19 protein-coding genes and 1 pseudogene are annotated in these 14,745 nt (G+C 39.5%); 9 read left to right on the top strand and 11 right to left on the bottom strand.

Annotation, left to right across the window (positions count from 1 at the left end):
* Window positions 1–158 precede the first annotated feature (158 nt).
* Both ABJE44_RS09275 and ABJE44_RS09270 read left to right on the top strand, forming a co-directional pair.
* Window positions 159–1,271 carry a YHYH protein gene (locus ABJE44_RS09275; RefSeq protein ID WP_348111758.1) on the top strand — a complete coding sequence of 371 codons (1,113 nt, stop codon included), beginning with the start codon at window positions 159–161 and terminating at the stop codon, window positions 1,269–1,271.
* Window positions 1,272–1,448: 177 nt separating this feature from the next.
* Window positions 1,449–2,381: a glyoxylate/hydroxypyruvate reductase A gene (locus ABJE44_RS09270; RefSeq protein WP_348111757.1), complete on the top strand. Its 933-nt coding sequence runs from the start codon at window positions 1,449–1,451 to the stop codon at window positions 2,379–2,381.
* Window positions 2,382–2,388: 7 nt separating this feature from the next.
* On the opposite strand, the gene ABJE44_RS09265 is transcribed toward ABJE44_RS09270, so the two are convergent.
* On the bottom strand, window positions 2,389–3,315 hold the full coding sequence (locus tag ABJE44_RS09265; RefSeq protein WP_348111756.1) for a bestrophin family ion channel: 927 nt from the start codon (window positions 3,313–3,315) through the stop codon (window positions 2,389–2,391).
* A gap of 168 nt (window positions 3,316–3,483) precedes the next feature.
* Here ABJE44_RS09265 and ABJE44_RS09260 point away from each other — a divergent pair, with 168 nt between their 5' ends.
* Window positions 3,484–3,864, top strand: coding sequence for a VOC family protein (locus ABJE44_RS09260; RefSeq protein ID WP_348111755.1), 381 nt, complete (start codon window positions 3,484–3,486; stop codon window positions 3,862–3,864).
* Window positions 3,865–3,967: 103 nt separating this feature from the next.
* On the opposite strand, the pseudogene ABJE44_RS09255 reads toward ABJE44_RS09260, so the two are convergent.
* From ABJE44_RS09255 to ABJE44_RS09240, 4 genes and pseudogenes are all read right to left on the bottom strand, one after another.
* Window positions 3,968–4,756, bottom strand: a pseudogene (locus ABJE44_RS09255) (SDR family oxidoreductase).
* A 55-nt stretch (window positions 4,757–4,811) separates the two neighbouring features.
* Window positions 4,812–5,165 carry a MerR family transcriptional regulator gene (locus ABJE44_RS09250; protein WP_348111754.1) on the bottom strand — a complete coding sequence of 118 codons (354 nt, stop codon included), beginning with the start codon at window positions 5,163–5,165 and terminating at the stop codon, window positions 4,812–4,814.
* A gap of 49 nt (window positions 5,166–5,214) precedes the next feature.
* Window positions 5,215–5,964, bottom strand: coding sequence for an SDR family oxidoreductase (locus ABJE44_RS09245; protein ID WP_348111753.1), 750 nt, complete (start codon window positions 5,962–5,964; stop codon window positions 5,215–5,217).
* Between the two features lie 81 nt (window positions 5,965–6,045).
* Window positions 6,046–7,266, bottom strand: coding sequence for an acyl-CoA dehydrogenase family protein (locus ABJE44_RS09240; RefSeq protein WP_348111752.1), 1,221 nt, complete (start codon window positions 7,264–7,266; stop codon window positions 6,046–6,048).
* Between the two features lie 109 nt (window positions 7,267–7,375).
* On the opposite strand from ABJE44_RS09240, the gene ABJE44_RS09235 reads away from it, so the two are divergent.
* Window positions 7,376–8,293: a LysR family transcriptional regulator gene (locus tag ABJE44_RS09235; protein WP_348111751.1), complete on the top strand. Its 918-nt coding sequence runs from the start codon at window positions 7,376–7,378 to the stop codon at window positions 8,291–8,293.
* 35 nt (window positions 8,294–8,328) lie between these two features.
* Here the strand turns inward: ABJE44_RS09235 and ABJE44_RS09230 are convergent, their stop codons facing one another.
* The 4 genes from ABJE44_RS09230 to ABJE44_RS09215 form a co-directional block, all read right to left on the bottom strand.
* Entirely contained in the window at window positions 8,329–8,814 is a 486-nt protein-coding gene (locus tag ABJE44_RS09230; RefSeq protein ID WP_348111750.1) for a GNAT family N-acetyltransferase, read from the bottom strand.
* Window positions 8,815–8,846: 32 nt separating this feature from the next.
* Entirely contained in the window at window positions 8,847–9,065 is a 219-nt protein-coding gene (locus ABJE44_RS09225) for a DUF6500 family protein (RefSeq protein WP_348111749.1), read from the bottom strand.
* Between the two features lie 49 nt (window positions 9,066–9,114).
* A complete protein-coding gene (locus tag ABJE44_RS09220; RefSeq protein WP_348111748.1) occupies window positions 9,115–9,621 on the bottom strand; it encodes an NAD(P)H-dependent oxidoreductase in 507 nt (168 codons plus the stop codon).
* Between the two features lie 84 nt (window positions 9,622–9,705).
* Entirely contained in the window at window positions 9,706–9,864 is a 159-nt protein-coding gene (locus ABJE44_RS09215) for a DUF3012 domain-containing protein (RefSeq protein ID WP_133471969.1), read from the bottom strand.
* Between the two features lie 171 nt (window positions 9,865–10,035).
* Between ABJE44_RS09215 and ABJE44_RS09210 the strand changes: the two genes are divergently transcribed.
* Window positions 10,036–10,755 (top strand): glycosyltransferase, encoded by a 720-nt coding sequence (locus ABJE44_RS09210; protein ID WP_348111747.1) that lies wholly within the window; start codon window positions 10,036–10,038, stop codon window positions 10,753–10,755.
* 126 nt (window positions 10,756–10,881) lie between these two features.
* Here the strand turns inward: ABJE44_RS09210 and ABJE44_RS09205 are convergent, their stop codons facing one another.
* Entirely contained in the window at window positions 10,882–11,220 is a 339-nt protein-coding gene (locus tag ABJE44_RS09205) for a P-II family nitrogen regulator (protein WP_348111746.1), read from the bottom strand.
* A 218-nt stretch (window positions 11,221–11,438) separates the two neighbouring features.
* Between ABJE44_RS09205 and lspA the strand changes: the two genes are divergently transcribed.
* From lspA to ABJE44_RS09185, 4 genes are all read left to right on the top strand, one after another.
* Window positions 11,439–11,939 (top strand): signal peptidase II, encoded by a 501-nt coding sequence (gene lspA, locus ABJE44_RS09200; protein WP_348111745.1) that lies wholly within the window; start codon window positions 11,439–11,441, stop codon window positions 11,937–11,939.
* Between the two features lie 2 nt (window positions 11,940–11,941).
* A complete protein-coding gene (locus ABJE44_RS09195; protein WP_348111744.1) occupies window positions 11,942–12,118 on the top strand; it encodes a hypothetical protein in 177 nt (58 codons plus the stop codon).
* 72 nt (window positions 12,119–12,190) lie between these two features.
* Window positions 12,191–12,580, top strand: coding sequence for a hypothetical protein (locus tag ABJE44_RS09190; protein ID WP_348111743.1), 390 nt, complete (start codon window positions 12,191–12,193; stop codon window positions 12,578–12,580).
* A gap of 121 nt (window positions 12,581–12,701) precedes the next feature.
* Window positions 12,702–13,025 carry a hypothetical protein gene (locus ABJE44_RS09185; RefSeq protein WP_348111742.1) on the top strand — a complete coding sequence of 108 codons (324 nt, stop codon included), beginning with the start codon at window positions 12,702–12,704 and terminating at the stop codon, window positions 13,023–13,025.
* Window positions 13,026–13,144: 119 nt separating this feature from the next.
* Here ABJE44_RS09185 and ABJE44_RS09180 read toward each other — a convergent pair whose 3' ends face one another.
* Window positions 13,145–14,677, bottom strand: coding sequence for a methyl-accepting chemotaxis protein (locus ABJE44_RS09180; RefSeq protein WP_348111741.1), 1,533 nt, complete (start codon window positions 14,675–14,677; stop codon window positions 13,145–13,147).
* Between the last annotated feature and the right edge of the window lie 68 nt (window positions 14,678–14,745).

Raw genomic sequence — 14,745 nt, 5'->3', positions numbered from 1 at the left:
AAAAAATAAGAGTTAGGGTTTTATGCAAAGTTTTGTGAAGTTATCAAGTGTTGCAACTAAAGACTTCAATCAAGGTCTTAGTGAATTGAAAAATACAACTTAGTTGTTACGCCTTGAAGCGGATTGTTGCGGCCAGTTTTATGTAGGAAAATAAAGTTATGAGAATATTAAAGACTAATACGCTAGTTAACTTGGCCTCGGCCATGATGGTATTAGGTACGCCTCTGTCAGTATGGGCCCATGCTGATGCTACTAGTATCAGTAAGGATGCATTAGTAAGCGAACCACAAATTGTAAGTTGTGAACTTGAAAATGGAGACACCAGTACCTGTACTAAGTATGTCGTTAAGTATTTACCAGACAATTTAAGCATAGGACCATTTTGCCCCAAAACGACCGAAGAAAAAGGAGGGGTGTGGCATTGGGATGGAGATGAAACCGGCCTGTACCGTATTGATGAAGCTTTCTTGAATATGCTGAGTGAGCAAGGTTATACCTTTTTTGATGAAAAAGGAGAGGTCTTCATCACTGATGTGCGTACCGAACAACCTGCTAGTGACAATACCTGTCTACAAGCCTCTTTAGATACATCAGTCGAAATGACAGTCTTGTTACCTAGAGTACCTATAAAAAGCGAAAAAGTTACCGAGCTTGGAACCGTTGCTAAAGTAGGGCTTGCCTTAGGTGGTGTGCCCATTTTTGCTGATGCTCCATCTGTTTTAGATACTGGACACATGCCTGCATTAGATACCTGTGGTGGTCATATAGACCCAGGCGGCTGGTACCATTGGCATGCAACCTCTACAGATATTAATAGTGTATTTAAACGTGATGCTGTAGATGCCGAGTGTTCCCTAGAGCAAAATGCAAGTGCCAAGTTTGCTTATGCTTTTGATGGTTTTCCTATTTATGGAAGCATTGATTACGATGGTAAAACTCCGGTGGACCTAGATACCTGCAATGGTCATCTTGGCCCAACACCAGATAGTGCTGAGCCCATTTATCACTACCATGCTTCAACCACTTTTCCTAACCTGCCAACTTGCTTGAGTGGCGTAGTAGCTAAAAATAACTTCTCAACTAATGCGGCTCAAGGTATTGGTGCAGAGGGAGGAAGAGGTCCTAGACATGGTGGCCCTAGACATAAAGGGGGAACACCTCCAGGTTTTGAACAAGCTGCAAAAAAACTGGGTATAACCGCAAATGAACTTTTTAAAGTGGTTGAGAAAAACGGGGGCAGAAAACTTAATATAAGCGCTGCGGCTAAATAGTTAGGTATCAGCGAAGCTGCATTAAAAGCGGCACTACCTCAACCACCTCGATCTCGATAAGGTTATGTACTGCTAGGTATCCAATATAGTTTGGGATTTAGCAAATAAACAAGTTTAAATACCCTTTAAATCGTGGCTAAAATAGTTATCTCAATACAAGGTAAAAAGATAAATTTAATGGCAATTCATATTTTATTTCGAGGTCCACAAGACCGTAATGACTGTTGGCGAGCAATGTTCGCAGATGCTTTACCTAATTTAGTATGGCAACACTGGCCTAAGGTAACAGACAAGGCCGCTATCGAATTGATGATTGCTTGGAAATTGCCAAGAGATTACCAACAAGATTACCCCAATCTAAAAGTCATATTTTCAGTAGGGGCAGGGGTTGACCAACTCGATTTGGCCACGGTACCTGAGCATATTCAGGTGGTGCGTATGCTTGACCCAGGGATAGCAAAAGGTATGTCTGAGTTTATTGCACTACATGTGCTCAATATTCATCGGGGAACGTTCCAATACATCAAAGCAAACTCAACTGCGACTTGGGAGCAATTGCCTACATTAGCTAATTCACAAAGGCGAATAGGGATAATGGGGTTAGGGAATTTAGGACAAGCTGCAGCTAATACCTTACACAATCTTGGCTTTAGTATTAATGGCTGGAGTCGCAGTGCTAAGCAGCTAGACGGAGTAAGGTGTTTTAGTGGCATGGAGCAACTTGAAGATTTTTTATCGCAAACTGACGTACTGGTTAGTTTGTTGCCCTTAACTAAACAAACTCAAGGTTTGCTAAATACATCCACACTTAGCCTTTTACCTAAAGGGGCAAGTGTTATTAATGTGGGGCGAGGTGAACAACTGGTATCAGAAGACCTACTTACATTACTTGACGAAGAGCATTTGAGCTTTGCGGTATTAGATGTGTTTGATACCGAGCCTTTACCTGATTCAAATAGATTGTGGCAACATCCTAATGTATTAGTTACCCCGCATATTGCTGCCATTACCCAAAATGAAACCGCAGGAAAAGCATTAGTAGATAACGTTCATCGCTACCTTACACATCAGCCTTTAATTGGTTTGGTTGATAGAAGCTTAGGCTATTAGCCTAATATTATTCGAGGCGGTGATGTATCGCCTCTATTGGCTCTGGCAGTGTTTTCTCACCTAAAATATCTAGTAAATTAATTTCTATGGTACGAGATATTGAATGCAGTGGAAGATCATTCGCTGACACCCCAAACGGTTCTGAGAGTTCTTCACTTAGGGCATCAAGACCAAAAAAGGTGTAGGCGATGATGGCGCTGAATAATGGGGTAACTAATCCCTGAGATGCAACAATCCCAAATGGCAAAATAAAACAGTATAGATAGGCGGTGCGCTGCACCAACAACATATAAGCAAAAGGTAAAGGGGTGTTTTGAATACGCTCACAAGACGCTTGTACATTTGCCATAGAGGTTACATGGTTGGTTAGGCTGGCTAAAATAATATCGGATATCAAGTTTTCACGGTGGCAATCAGCAAGCTTTTTTCCGATTAGCATCAACAAGGCGTCAGCAAGACTATGGGATTGTTTTAAAAATACTTGGTCGTCTTTTGCTATGTATTTTTCAATTTCGGGCCAAGGATCAGAATTGCGTAATTGGTGACGCAGTGCATGGCTAAAGGCGATGATCAGTTTAATGACATATGACTGTGCTTTTGCACCTAATGATGAGTTTCCATCAATGTAAGACATTACCTGTCGCGAAAGACTGCGAGATGCCACAATTAAGTGACCCCATTCTTTGCGTGCTTCCCACCATCTGTCGTAGCTGGCGTTGTTTCTAAAACCTAGAAATAGCGATAAAGCGACACCAAATAACGCTATTGGTGCAGGGGTAAAATTTGGAAATACATTAGGGTAATAATATTGTGCGGTAGCAACACCGGCCCCCAAAAAAGTAATGAGGAGTATTTTTCCATAAATAAGGGGGAGCACCGACCCCTTTAAGATAAAAAATAAACGCAAAGAGTGAGGGGTATCGCGAACAATCATAAAAAACCTCGCAGCAGAAAAAAGATCCATAACTATTATAAAGATAAAGCTCAGGTACTTCAGCAAACTTACCTATGATCATCACTGTGAAAAATTCTACTATGGATAATTTCTAGGTACACTGTAGTTACATTTTACTTTAGTCGTTATTGGTTTAAGGAGAGTTATATGTTTAGCCATGTCATGTTAGGTGCTAATGATATTCAAGAGTCTAAAAAGTTTTACGACGCAATTCTGGGTACATTAGGTTACGAAGAGGGAACAATAGATCCTAAAGGTCGTTGTTTTTATTTTACTAAAACTGGAGTGTTTGGGTTAAGCGTACCCATTAATGGTGAGCCAGCTTGTCACGGTAATGGCAGTACCCTAGGGTTTGCAATTGAAAATGAAGAGCAGGGGTTGGCATGGCACCAAGCGGGTCTAGCAAACGGTGGCACGGCCTGTGAAGATCCTCCAGGTGTTAGAGAAGGAGGCGATTTAAAATTGTATTTAGCTTACCTAAGAGACCCTGCAGGTAATAAAATTTGTGTGATGAAAAAAGTGGATTAGTCTGCTTTAAGCACAACAAAAGTAAGTTAAAGAAAGGGCCAATGGAGGCCCTTTTCGTTATAAAAATAAACGTGCTGTTTAGTGCAAATTAACAGTAGGGCATTTAATTTAATATCCGGTCTTTGAACATATTAGCGACAATTTTTACAATCTGTTTTCGAGAAAATAAACGAGGTACTAAAGAATTGAGGTAATTAGCTAACCCAGACACTTTATATATTTTCCCTTTGGAAAAGGCTGTTAATCCATCTTCGACTACTTTACTCGCCGGTGAAAATTTCATGGTCGATGTGTCGGCATTAGCCGTCGACATAGAATTAGACTCAGTGATACCTGGGCATAGTGCCATCACTTTTACTTGCGACCCTAGTAACTCACCCGTTAAAGCCTCAGAAAAATTTAAAACGAAAGCCTTAGAAGCGCCATATACCGCTTGGTAAGGTAAAGGCTGAAATGACCCTATTGAAGCTACATTGATGATGCCACCGCTATTGGTTTGTTTCATCGTGGGGAAAAACAGGTAACACAACTCCGTTAGAGCATGAATATTCAGTGTGAGCATGTTTTGATAAGTGTTAAAGCTTGCCTCTTCAAAGTGACAAAATTTACCAAAGCCCGCATTATTTATTAGGTAGTCCACAGACAGTCCCATGTCTTGTATTGCTGCGAAAAGTATTTTGGGGCTATCGGGTAAAAGTAAATCCTGAGGGGGGACTTTCACCTAAATATTATTATGACGTGTGGTAAACTGTTGCGACAGTGCGTTAAGCTCGTGCTCTGATCGTGCGGTAATGATTAAGTTTGTCCCGTTACTTGCAAATTGTGTGGCAAACTCTTTACCGACACCTGAAGAAGCACCTGTTATCAATATTGTTTTATTTGTAAAGTTCATTGTTACTCTCTCATAATGAAAGAGCGTACTGTAAACCTTGCCCCTAAGGGCAGAGTCAAGGCAAACTTTTGGGTAATTCTATTTTGAATTTTTCGAGTTGTTTAGCTTGCGCTATTAATTCCATGGCTTGGGTATTTAGAACAGAGACTTTGCTATCGATTAGTGAATTAATAAGGTCAAAGGGTAGGGTCTTATCTGCTATTTTTTGGGACACCACTTCTTTTAACTCAGCTAAACTAAACCCTAAGGTTTGTGCTTTGCGGATCATCGCAATGACTGTTACGTCATGTTCATCATAGATTCGATAACTACCACTTCGTTTAGGCGCCTTGATTAACCCAATAGATTCATAATGGAGAATGGCTTTTCTGCTGGCTCCCGTTAATTCTGATACTCGACCAATAAACATATACTCACGATTTAACCTTTAATGTTGTTCTGTGGGCCAGTATATGTAATTAACTCATTTTAGCCAGCATACTTAGAGGGGCAATTTTTGCTAAATATCTAAATAATGCCCACGGCCATGTGGGTACAAAGCTATTAGCGACCTCTTTTTCAATGTCTTTTACCATTGCTTGGCAACCTGTCTCTAAGTCGACGATAAAGGGGACTTTTTTAACTTTCTCGTTAATTTCAGTGCGAATAAAACCGGGGTGAATAGTGGTTACTTTGATAGGGGTATTCAATACATCTATGCGGATCCCTTCTGTTAAGGCACTTAGCCCCGCTTTAGTTGCGGCGTAAACGGTAATGGCACGGCGAGCCCCTCGAATTGCACTCATAGATGAGATAGTCACTAGATGCCCTGCATTTTGTTTACGAAGCACTTCCATCGCAGCCTCACACTGGGCCAGTGCTGACACAAAATTAGTTTCTGCGGTTTGTTTATTGGCATAAAAATACCCAGTACCGACTGGTGCTCCTTTTCCAATGCCTGCATTGATAATAATTCTATCGATAGATCCCATATCTTCAGCAAACCCGTGGATCACCTCAAAAACTTGCTCGTGATTATCTACGTCTAGTTGGCGTATAAATACGTTAATATCGGGGTTAATGTTTAAAAGTTCTTGTTTTAGGTTTTCTAAGTTTTCAAGACGACGGGCGCACAAGGCTAGGTTTCGGCCTTTTTTAGCGAACTCAATCGCCATGCCCTTTCCTAAACCTGAACTGGCCCCTGTGATTAAAATATTCTGTCTGGTCATGGTGTGATCACTTTTTTATCAATGTGGTTAAATGATGGTGCGCTTCATGTTACATGAAGCGCTTTTAAAGGGAGGTGTGACTTATTGGTATTTTTTAAGTTCTAACCGAGCAACCATTCCTTTATGTACTTCGTCTGGGCCGTCAGCTAAGCGTAATGCTCTTGCTCCTGCGGCAAAGCGCGCCAGTGGGAAATCATTACACATGCCAGCACCACCATGAATTTGTATGGCCATGTCTATAACCTCTTCAAGCATTTTAGGTACCGCTACCTTAATTGCAGAAATATCTACCATGGCGTTTTTTACACCTAGATTGTCTATTTTCCATGCGGCTTCAAGGGTTAATAACCGAGCTTGATTGATAGCAATGCGAGCTTCGGCGACCCGCTCTCGGTTGCCCCCTAACATCATTAACGGTTTACCAAATGCAGTACGCGACATACCTCGTTGCATGGCTAATTCTAATGCCTTTTCAGCGCCACCAATTGAACGCATACAGTGATGAATTCTGCCTGGCCCAAGGCGGCCTTGAGCAATAGCAAATCCTTTCCCCATGCCCACTAAGAGATTTTCTTTAGGGACTCGTACATTATTAAAATGCATTTCGCCATGCCCAAAAGGTGCATCATAATCCCCAAAGGCTTGTAACATACGCTTGATCTCAATACCTGGTGTATCTAAAGGTACGATAACTTGGCTATGCTGATTGTGTTTGTCATTTTCAGGATTAGATAGGGCCATAAAAATAGCGACTTTAGCGTTGGGGTGACCGAGGCCAGTAGTCCACCATTTTTTACCGTTGAGGACTAATTCATCGCCATCTACCTCAACTGTCGCTTGCATATTGGTTGCGTCAGATGAAGCAACATCAGGCTCTGTCATACCAAATACTGAGCGTATCTCTCCGGCAAGTAGCGGCTTGAGCCATGTATCTTGTTGAGCTTTATTTCCAAAGTGATAAAGCACCTCCATATTTCCTGTGTCGGGAGCACTGCAATTAAATATTTCTGAGGCAAATAACACTCGGCCCATTTCTTCAGCCAAAGGAGCATACTCTAAAGTGGTTAAGCCTTGACCTAACTCTGCATCCGGTAAGAACAAATTCCACAGACCTGCAGCTTGCGCTTTTTTCTTTAATGGCTCGATAAGCGGGTGAACTTGCCAGTTTTTCCAGTCACCGCCAGGGTTGAGAGTGTGAGTTTCTGAGTAAATTTGTTCTTCAACGGGGTAAACGTGCTCTTGCATAAAAGCTCGCACTCTATTGATGTAGTCTTGTGTTTTTTCACTATGAGAAAAATTCATTCTGGCACTCCGAATATTAGTAATTGAGTGAAGAATAGTGCCTTTATTTGGTTGAATGAAATGAAAAATGCTATATGGTTACTATGAATTTAATTCATTGGTGGTGAGTGTGGCTGATTATAATAAGATCCAGCAGTTAGATCTTAACTTATTAAAGATATTTGAAAGTATCTACCAAGAACAAAATATGTCTCGAAGCGCTGAAGTGTTACACATTACCCCTTCAGCCGTTAGCCATGCATTAAAGCGGTTAAGAGAGTGTTTAGGAGATCCTTTATTTCAACGCAGTAATAATAGGATGTTGCCCACACCCGCATGTCAGCGTATGGCGCCGCAGATTATTGATACCTTGAGCAGGCTGCGGCAAATTTTACAGCATTGGGGGGATTTTCAGCCTAAAAGTAGTCGACATCATTTTAAGTTGGGAATTCACTATGCATTAGAACCGTCTATTTTACCGAAATTAGTAAAGCGTTTAGCAGAATTAGCACCAAACACCACATTCGCAAGCATAAAGGTAAATAGAGAGAATCTGACCCGTGAATTAGGAGCGGGTCACATAGATATGGCCTTTGATGTAGCATTGCCCATTAAACCTCCTGTATTTCACACTAAAGTCATTGATGACTCTTTTAGTGTGTTGATGCGTCAAGGCCATCAACTGCAAGAAAGTTTAAGTCAAACTACCTATTTAGATTCAAAGCATGTGGGGGTCTCAAATCGCCCAAGTGGTGCAGCGGTTGAGGACTTATTGTTTCAACAGCAGGGATTGTCTCGACATATCAGTATACGTTGCCAAAATTACTATGCGGCTAAGGCTATGGTTGCTGAGTCTGACTTTTTGTTAACATTACCCACCCAGTTAGGGAGAGAGTTATTAGGCGGGGCAAATCAAACTCATGATTTAATCTTATTAACTATGCCAATAGCGCTAAGTAATATTGAAACCCACCTTTATTGGCATCAAAATACCGAGCAAGATGAAGCTTTAAGTTGGTTTCGGGAAGTGTTGGTTTCATTGGGTTAATGCTATTAATTCATATGTTTAACTAGCCTGACTATTTAAGGTTTAAGCCGCGACATGAGTAATAAGTTGACATATTTCCCATTCTTGAAGGAGGCACCGCGTTTCTCGCCTTCTATTTCAAAACCTAATTTTTTATATAACTTACAAGCCTTTTGATTATCTGTGTATACCTCAAGTTCGATGCGTAATAAGTTTAACCAGTTGTCTGCTTGATTAATGGCGGCTTCGATTAACTTTTTGCCGATACCTTTACCGTGAAAGTCAGGGTGCACCGCAATGGCTAGGCTAGCTGAGTGTTTTTCTCTTTGCTTGGTATTTAAAATTAATGTCACATGACCCAGAACTTTGCCCTCTGCTTCTGCCACTAAAATAAAGTGATTATCAGGTTTAAAAAAACTTTTGATAGTTTCAGAGTCTAAGTATAAAAGTTGTGAGGTGTGTTGGGTAACAGCTGGGTAGCGGTATATCTCAACTAAGTCATTATGGTCAGTTATTTCGGCGTGTCTGATGATAGTTTTCATTTGCTTATTGCTTTGGGCTGATAAAAGTTTGTTTATTGGTTGTTTAAAATAAGGTCCTTGATTTTTTGCGCTTTTTCAAAATGATCTAACTTGTGGGTCTGTATCCACCACGTCGCTGCTTCCATGAGTTGCTCAGGATCGTTGTTTTTATTAGCGAAAAAGGCGTAGAAAGATAAGCCTACATTGTTGCCTTTGGCGGCTATTTTCTTATCACAAACGTCTATTATTTTAGTTCTTAATTGCTCACGCATAGTTTTGTTTTGCCTTTTGGGGTGAAGGTGGCAGAGATGCAGGCTCTAACTAACACGTTAAAACGTTATCAATAAAGTTATCAAGGGTGACTTTATGATCTGCTAATTTGAAATCACTAGGGCAACTTAAATAAAGCATTTCTTTGTAGTGCATGCCTAAATATTTAGCTGTTAATTCAAATGGTTGCCAAAGACAATCTGGCGCATTGCTATCGTAACCTGTAGATATCAAAGAGCACTGCTTACCTCTAAGTTGGCGGCCTAAAGGTTTATCGATGGTGAGCAAATCCGATAACCTGTCTATAAACACTTTCATTTGAGCGCACATCGAGTACCAATACATAGGAGTCGCAAATATAATATGCTCAAACTTAACAAGCTTGGCCATTAAAGGTAAAAAGTCATCTGCGTTATTTTGATGCTCATAGTCGTAAAAAGAAATATTATGCTCTGATAGGTTAAACATTTGAATTGCGCTGTTATCAGATAAATATTTAACTATGTGAAAGGTGTCACCTGCCGCTCTAGATGAGCTAAAAAGTATAGCTGTGGTCATAGTCATTTGTCTTAGGTTGTACTAATAGTTTATACACCTGTCTATTTAACAGGTGTGTAAACTATTACTTAGCTACACGAGTATTTAAAAAATACAGTGCGCAGCGAAATCTTTACCTTCTGCTGCCGTCCAGTCTCCTTTAGGCTTTTCTTTCATATCAGCGCACCATTCTTCGCTTCCAATTTCAGGGGCACAAGCCGTTAAAGTAAGGCTAACAATAAACAGTGCCAGTATTTTTTTCATAACGTTTTATCCTTAAGTTGTGTAAATCTACTTTTAATCGGTAAACTTATCATCAAATGCTTTTGGGGTGTTAGTATTCAAAAATGTTTAACCAATAAATTAGGCTTTTATTTTCCTGACTAACAATCGGGGAATGTAACCTTTTAATGTGCAATATGTGAAGAGTGTTTCTTGCTAACTATTATTATTCCAACCCTAAATGAATCTAAGTCTGGTTATCTGCAAAAGTTATTAGATACTTATAGGCCAACGGCCGAGATAGAGATTGTGTGCGTTGATGGAGGAAGCCTTGATAATACCCTTGAGCTAATAAAAGAAGCTGGGGTCCGTTTAATCGAGACGGGTTTGGCGTCCCGCGCAGCTCGCTTAAATGTAGGTATTCAAGAAGCCAAGTATGAAATGGTACTGCTCAATCATCCAAGAAGCCTAGTAGAAATAGAAGGTATCAAGGCATTAATCACGGCCAATATGCACTTAAGTTGGGGAGCGTTTACCCATAAGTTTGATAATTCTCACCCGCTACTTCGGTTTACCTCTTGGTACTCAAATTATATGCGGGGAGATAAGCGAGGCATATATTATTTAGACCACTGTATTTTTGCTAACAAACAACTTTTACTTGAAGTTGGCTTATTACCCGATATTGATATTTTTGAAGACACTGCACTGTGTTTACGCTTGAACAAAAAAGCCAAGGGCATACGTTTGCCTTATATCAGTGAAACCTCTGCAATTCGTTTCGAAACGACAGGAGTCTATTCACAAGCCATTAAAAATCAATACCTTAAGTGGCTTTATTATTTTAACCGTTCAGATAAAAAAATGAACAGCATGTATGAAAAAGGACTAGAGCTAAATACTGAATATAAGGCAAACAAAAAACAAAAATAGGTTTGGTTTTTAAGGCTGCTGAATTGATACAAATAACATTATGTAGCTTTATATTCTTGATAGCTCAAAAGAAATATAAGCCAGTGTGGTTAATTAGTGTGTCTAATAGAAAATAGTTTGTGCGGGTTATACCGCATCTTCACCTTCTTCACCGGTTCGAATACGTATGGCTCTTTCCATGTCGTAAACAAATATTTTACCATCACCTATTTTACCACTTTGTGCTTTTTCGATGATGACTTCTATACAGCGGTCGACCTCTTTGTCGGTGATAACAATTTCAAGTTTAACTTTTGGTATAAAGTCGACTTTATATTCAGCGCCTCGATAAGTATCGATATGGCCCCTCTGTCTTCCGTATCCTTTCACTTCGGTAACGGTAAGGCCTGAAATTCCTGCTTCCAATAACGCTTCTCTTACTTCGTCTAGCTTAAATGGCTTAATTATCGCTTCAATCTTTTTCATGGGTTACTCTACTTCTCATTATTTTCAGGTAATACAAGAGCTTGTGATCTTTCTTGGCTATCTCTATTGATCCTATAGAATTGATTTATAGCATTAAATTTACAATGTGTTAACAAAACTTTTGAGAATTAAATGCATTACTAGATAGACCAAAGAGTGAATAACATGAAATAATTGTTCATTGTTCCTTAAATATCCCCAAAGAAAAGTAATCCACTATGAGTATGATAAAACGTCTGATCCTGCTAATAACTATCACCTTTGTTAGTGTTGGTATTGATCAAGGCACTAAATTGTTTGCTGCTGAAAATTTACCTAAATATGAAATGACGAGTTATCTTGCTGATACTTTGCGTATTGGTTACGTTGAGAATACGGGCGCTTTTTTAGGTTTAGGTAGTGATTTACCTGATAATGTCAGATTTTGGATATTTGTTTTTGCTGTCGGTGTCATTTTACTGGCTTTGTTAATTTATATCATCAGAACAAACACACAAACCGCTTATGCTTTGGGGTCTTTGTCACTTATTTTCTCTGGTGGGATCAGTAATTTTTACGATAGAGCTATGAATAACGGTGCAGTGATTGATTTTTTAAATATAGGGGTAGGGTCTTTAAGAACGGGAATATTTAACGTAGCTGATATGGCCATTATGTTAGGCGTTTTTTTATTATTGTTTGCTAAAGAAAAGCAGGATACACCCCCTAAAGGCGCATAATTTTGTCTGTTAAAAAAAGCGTCAAAAAGGGTGTTTATCAATCGCCCTTAAGCAAGCTCTACGCTAAGCAACAACCTAAGGTGAAAGCCAAAAAGGGCATGGCTAGACTATTGTTGATCTATGCTGAAAATGATCCTAAACGCATTGCTGCCTTGATTCAAAAATGGATGAGAGAGTGAAATGAATATCTTAAGTGATGATATCAGGTCTTGAGAGTAAGCATTTAATGCAGTTAGAGATAGGTACAGAGAATGAATGTAAACAGTGATTTTATTTTACATCCAAATAGCGAATTTGAGCGAAAAAATGAGTTACAAACATTGTTTTTAAATGATGTTAAATTATCTGCTGAAGATCAGAACGTGCTCAAAGCGTGTACAACAGAGGATCATGAATCAGTTGGTTTAATAGGCTGTTTATTAAATGATGGTACGTATGTCAATAAAGCAAGGCTCATTATCGCTAGCAACAATCAATACAATGATGAGTTAGCATATAGGGCAACCGAGCTTTTATCTTGTACAGAAAGCGAACTTCAGGCACTTATTGAGGTTTTATCTGATATTTACATTATGAAGTTTGAACAGATAAGCGTATACGAAAATAAAGTCTATGGAATACTTTTTGACGTACTAAACTAATACCCTAGCTCACATAGGGCTGGAATTTCACTAGCTGTAGCATTGTTGTCACGATAGGCTTCACACAATGCTACCTATAAAATCTGGTTAGGTTTAATATTCAATTGAGTAGAAGGTGAAAATGAATCGCTACCTTATGGCTGTAATGGTTTTAATTATGTTTGGTTTGCAATCAGCTTGCAGTACGTCAGTATCACAAGGCCCCAAGTCTACAAAAAACACAAATAGTCTTATTGTTATTGCTTGCAATGAGTTCGAATGGAACGATGTTGCAAACCTAGTTGCTCCATACCAAAGTGACATCTTACAGGTGGCTTTGTTACATCAGGCGCAATCCAGTGGTTATCGTTTATCAGCCGCTGCAGAACAAGCTTTGGCTGATGGCGAGCACATGCCCAGTATGGTTAAAGTGTTGCTACAATCTATAGTAGATGCAAAGTGTTAGTATCAAATAACTGACGCTCTAAACCTTACTTACTAGGCTAGTGGGTTTAATATTTACAGGCCACCGAGTGAGCACAACTAGATTGCAAATTTTACCTAGTCATCACACTTTTTTTTCGATTAGCTAAACGCTTTCCCAAGCCCTGCTAAGTTATCAGTTTTCTTTTCAATTTTTGCAGCTTCTTCTTCAACCATTTCTGCCTGTTTCAAATTATTTTCAGAAATATTATTTACGTTATCAATATTATTACTTATGGTTTCAGATACACCTCGTTGCTCTTCTGCAGCGACTGAAATTTGCGTAGCCAAGTCAGAAATCTCTGAAACAACGTGATAGACCTGATTAATGACATCTTTTGTTGCTGCGGTATCAGCTACACATTCGTCAGCTGCGTGTTTTCCTTCTAAAAGCTTACTTGACCAGGTTGTTAAAGTGGATTGAATCTCACCAACTGAAGATTGAATGTTTTTTGTTGCTGCATGGGTTCTGCTCGATAAAGCTCTAACTTCATCAGCCACCACAGAAAAACCTCTACCGTGCTCGCCAGCTCTTGCGGCTTCTATGGCTGCATTTAATGCTAATAAATTGGTTTGATCTGCAATACCTTGGATTTCAACCATAATACTGTCAATTTTTTCTGCTTCGGCCGCTAAGTTACTGGCGGTATTTGCTGAATCAGATACATCTTTAGCTAGGTAGGCGACTTTATCCATGGTTTGTGTCATAGCGCTTGTTGCGCGCTCACACTCTAGATGAACCTCATCGACTTTTGATGAGGTTAACGATGTATTGGTGGCAACCTCTGCATTGGTAACGACCATAGCATCTATGGATTTTGATAACTGATGTAGTTCATTGGCTTCTTGCTCAACACCCAATTTAGTTTGCTTGGATATTTGCTTGAGTAAAGTCACCCCCTCTTGCACCGCGTTGCTACTATCAATAACGCGGCCAATCACTGTTTTTAAGCGACCTTCTTGCATTTTTTTCATGAAATCCACAATACTTTTTTGGCCTGCACCAGAAAATATCACTCTTGAAACGCTGTCATAGTTGTCACGCTCTTGGCTAATATATTGCCTTAGTGAAAGTAGCTCACTTCTAAACGCTAAATAAGGTAAAGGGATCATTAATAAAGCTAAAAATGGATAATAAAACGCGCTACAAGCTAAGGCTAATGCCGCAATGATAAATACCATGTCAGAGTATCTAGGCTTTTTAAAAGTAGACGTTTGAGATTTTCCTGCATTTAGTTGCTGGTACAAGGACTGGGCTCTGCTTCTGTACTCTGGCTTCAGCTGAGTTCTAACGGATTGAAAACCTGTTAGTTTACCTTGTTCATATAAAGGAGTAACAAATGCATCAACCCAATAATATTTACCATTTTTACAAAGATTTTTTACAGCCCCTCGCCATGCTTGTTCAGATTTTAACTTCCCCCACATGTCTGCAAATGCTGCTTTAGGCATATCTGGATGTCTAACTATATTGTGGTTTTGACCAATGAGTTCTTTACGAGAAAACCCTGCCACTTTACAAAAAGGCTCATTAGCGTACTGAATAACCCCCTGTGTGTCCGTTACTGACACTAGTTCTTCATGTTCCGAGAAAAACTCTTCTTCATTTATTAAATTTGGGGAGTTTTGAATCATATCCATTCCTTTTAAAGTAGTTCAGAGTAAATGCAGAGAGATTAATTTACCCTATGATACCCTATGCA

Source organism: Paraglaciecola sp., from assembly GCF_039942875.1.
In the GTDB taxonomy this organism is placed as follows: Bacteria; Pseudomonadota; Gammaproteobacteria; order Enterobacterales; family Alteromonadaceae; genus Paraglaciecola.
The sequence above is the reverse complement of the archived record's forward strand: the minus strand, read 5'-3'. Positions and strand labels throughout refer to the sequence as shown.

Coding starts and splice junctions, on each gene's coding strand:
- ABJE44_RS09275 (WP_348111758.1), top strand. CDS start 159: ATGAGAATATTAAAGACTAATACGCTAGTTAACTTGGCCTCGGCCATG.
- ABJE44_RS09270 (WP_348111757.1), top strand. CDS start 1,449: ATGGCAATTCATATTTTATTTCGAGGTCCACAAGACCGTAATGACTGT.
- ABJE44_RS09265 (WP_348111756.1), bottom strand. CDS start 3,315: ATGATTGTTCGCGATACCCCTCACTCTTTGCGTTTATTTTTTATCTTA.
- ABJE44_RS09260 (WP_348111755.1), top strand. CDS start 3,484: ATGTTTAGCCATGTCATGTTAGGTGCTAATGATATTCAAGAGTCTAAA.
- ABJE44_RS09250 (WP_348111754.1), bottom strand. CDS start 5,165: ATGTTTATTGGTCGAGTATCAGAATTAACGGGAGCCAGCAGAAAAGCC.
- ABJE44_RS09245 (WP_348111753.1), bottom strand. CDS start 5,964: ATGACCAGACAGAATATTTTAATCACAGGGGCCAGTTCAGGTTTAGGA.
- ABJE44_RS09240 (WP_348111752.1), bottom strand. CDS start 7,266: ATGAATTTTTCTCATAGTGAAAAAACACAAGACTACATCAATAGAGTG.
- ABJE44_RS09230 (WP_348111750.1), bottom strand. CDS start 8,814: ATGAAAACTATCATCAGACACGCCGAAATAACTGACCATAATGACTTA.
- ABJE44_RS09225 (WP_348111749.1), bottom strand. CDS start 9,065: ATGCGTGAGCAATTAAGAACTAAAATAATAGACGTTTGTGATAAGAAA.
- ABJE44_RS09220 (WP_348111748.1), bottom strand. CDS start 9,621: ATGACCACAGCTATACTTTTTAGCTCATCTAGAGCGGCAGGTGACACC.
- ABJE44_RS09215 (WP_133471969.1), bottom strand. CDS start 9,864: ATGAAAAAAATACTGGCACTGTTTATTGTTAGCCTTACTTTAACGGCT.
- ABJE44_RS09205 (WP_348111746.1), bottom strand. CDS start 11,220: ATGAAAAAGATTGAAGCGATAATTAAGCCATTTAAGCTAGACGAAGTA.
- lspA (WP_348111745.1), top strand. CDS start 11,439: ATGAGTATGATAAAACGTCTGATCCTGCTAATAACTATCACCTTTGTT.
- ABJE44_RS09190 (WP_348111743.1), top strand. CDS start 12,191: ATGAATGTAAACAGTGATTTTATTTTACATCCAAATAGCGAATTTGAG.
- ABJE44_RS09185 (WP_348111742.1), top strand. CDS start 12,702: ATGAATCGCTACCTTATGGCTGTAATGGTTTTAATTATGTTTGGTTTG.
- ABJE44_RS09180 (WP_348111741.1), bottom strand. CDS start 14,677: ATGATTCAAAACTCCCCAAATTTAATAAATGAAGAAGAGTTTTTCTCG.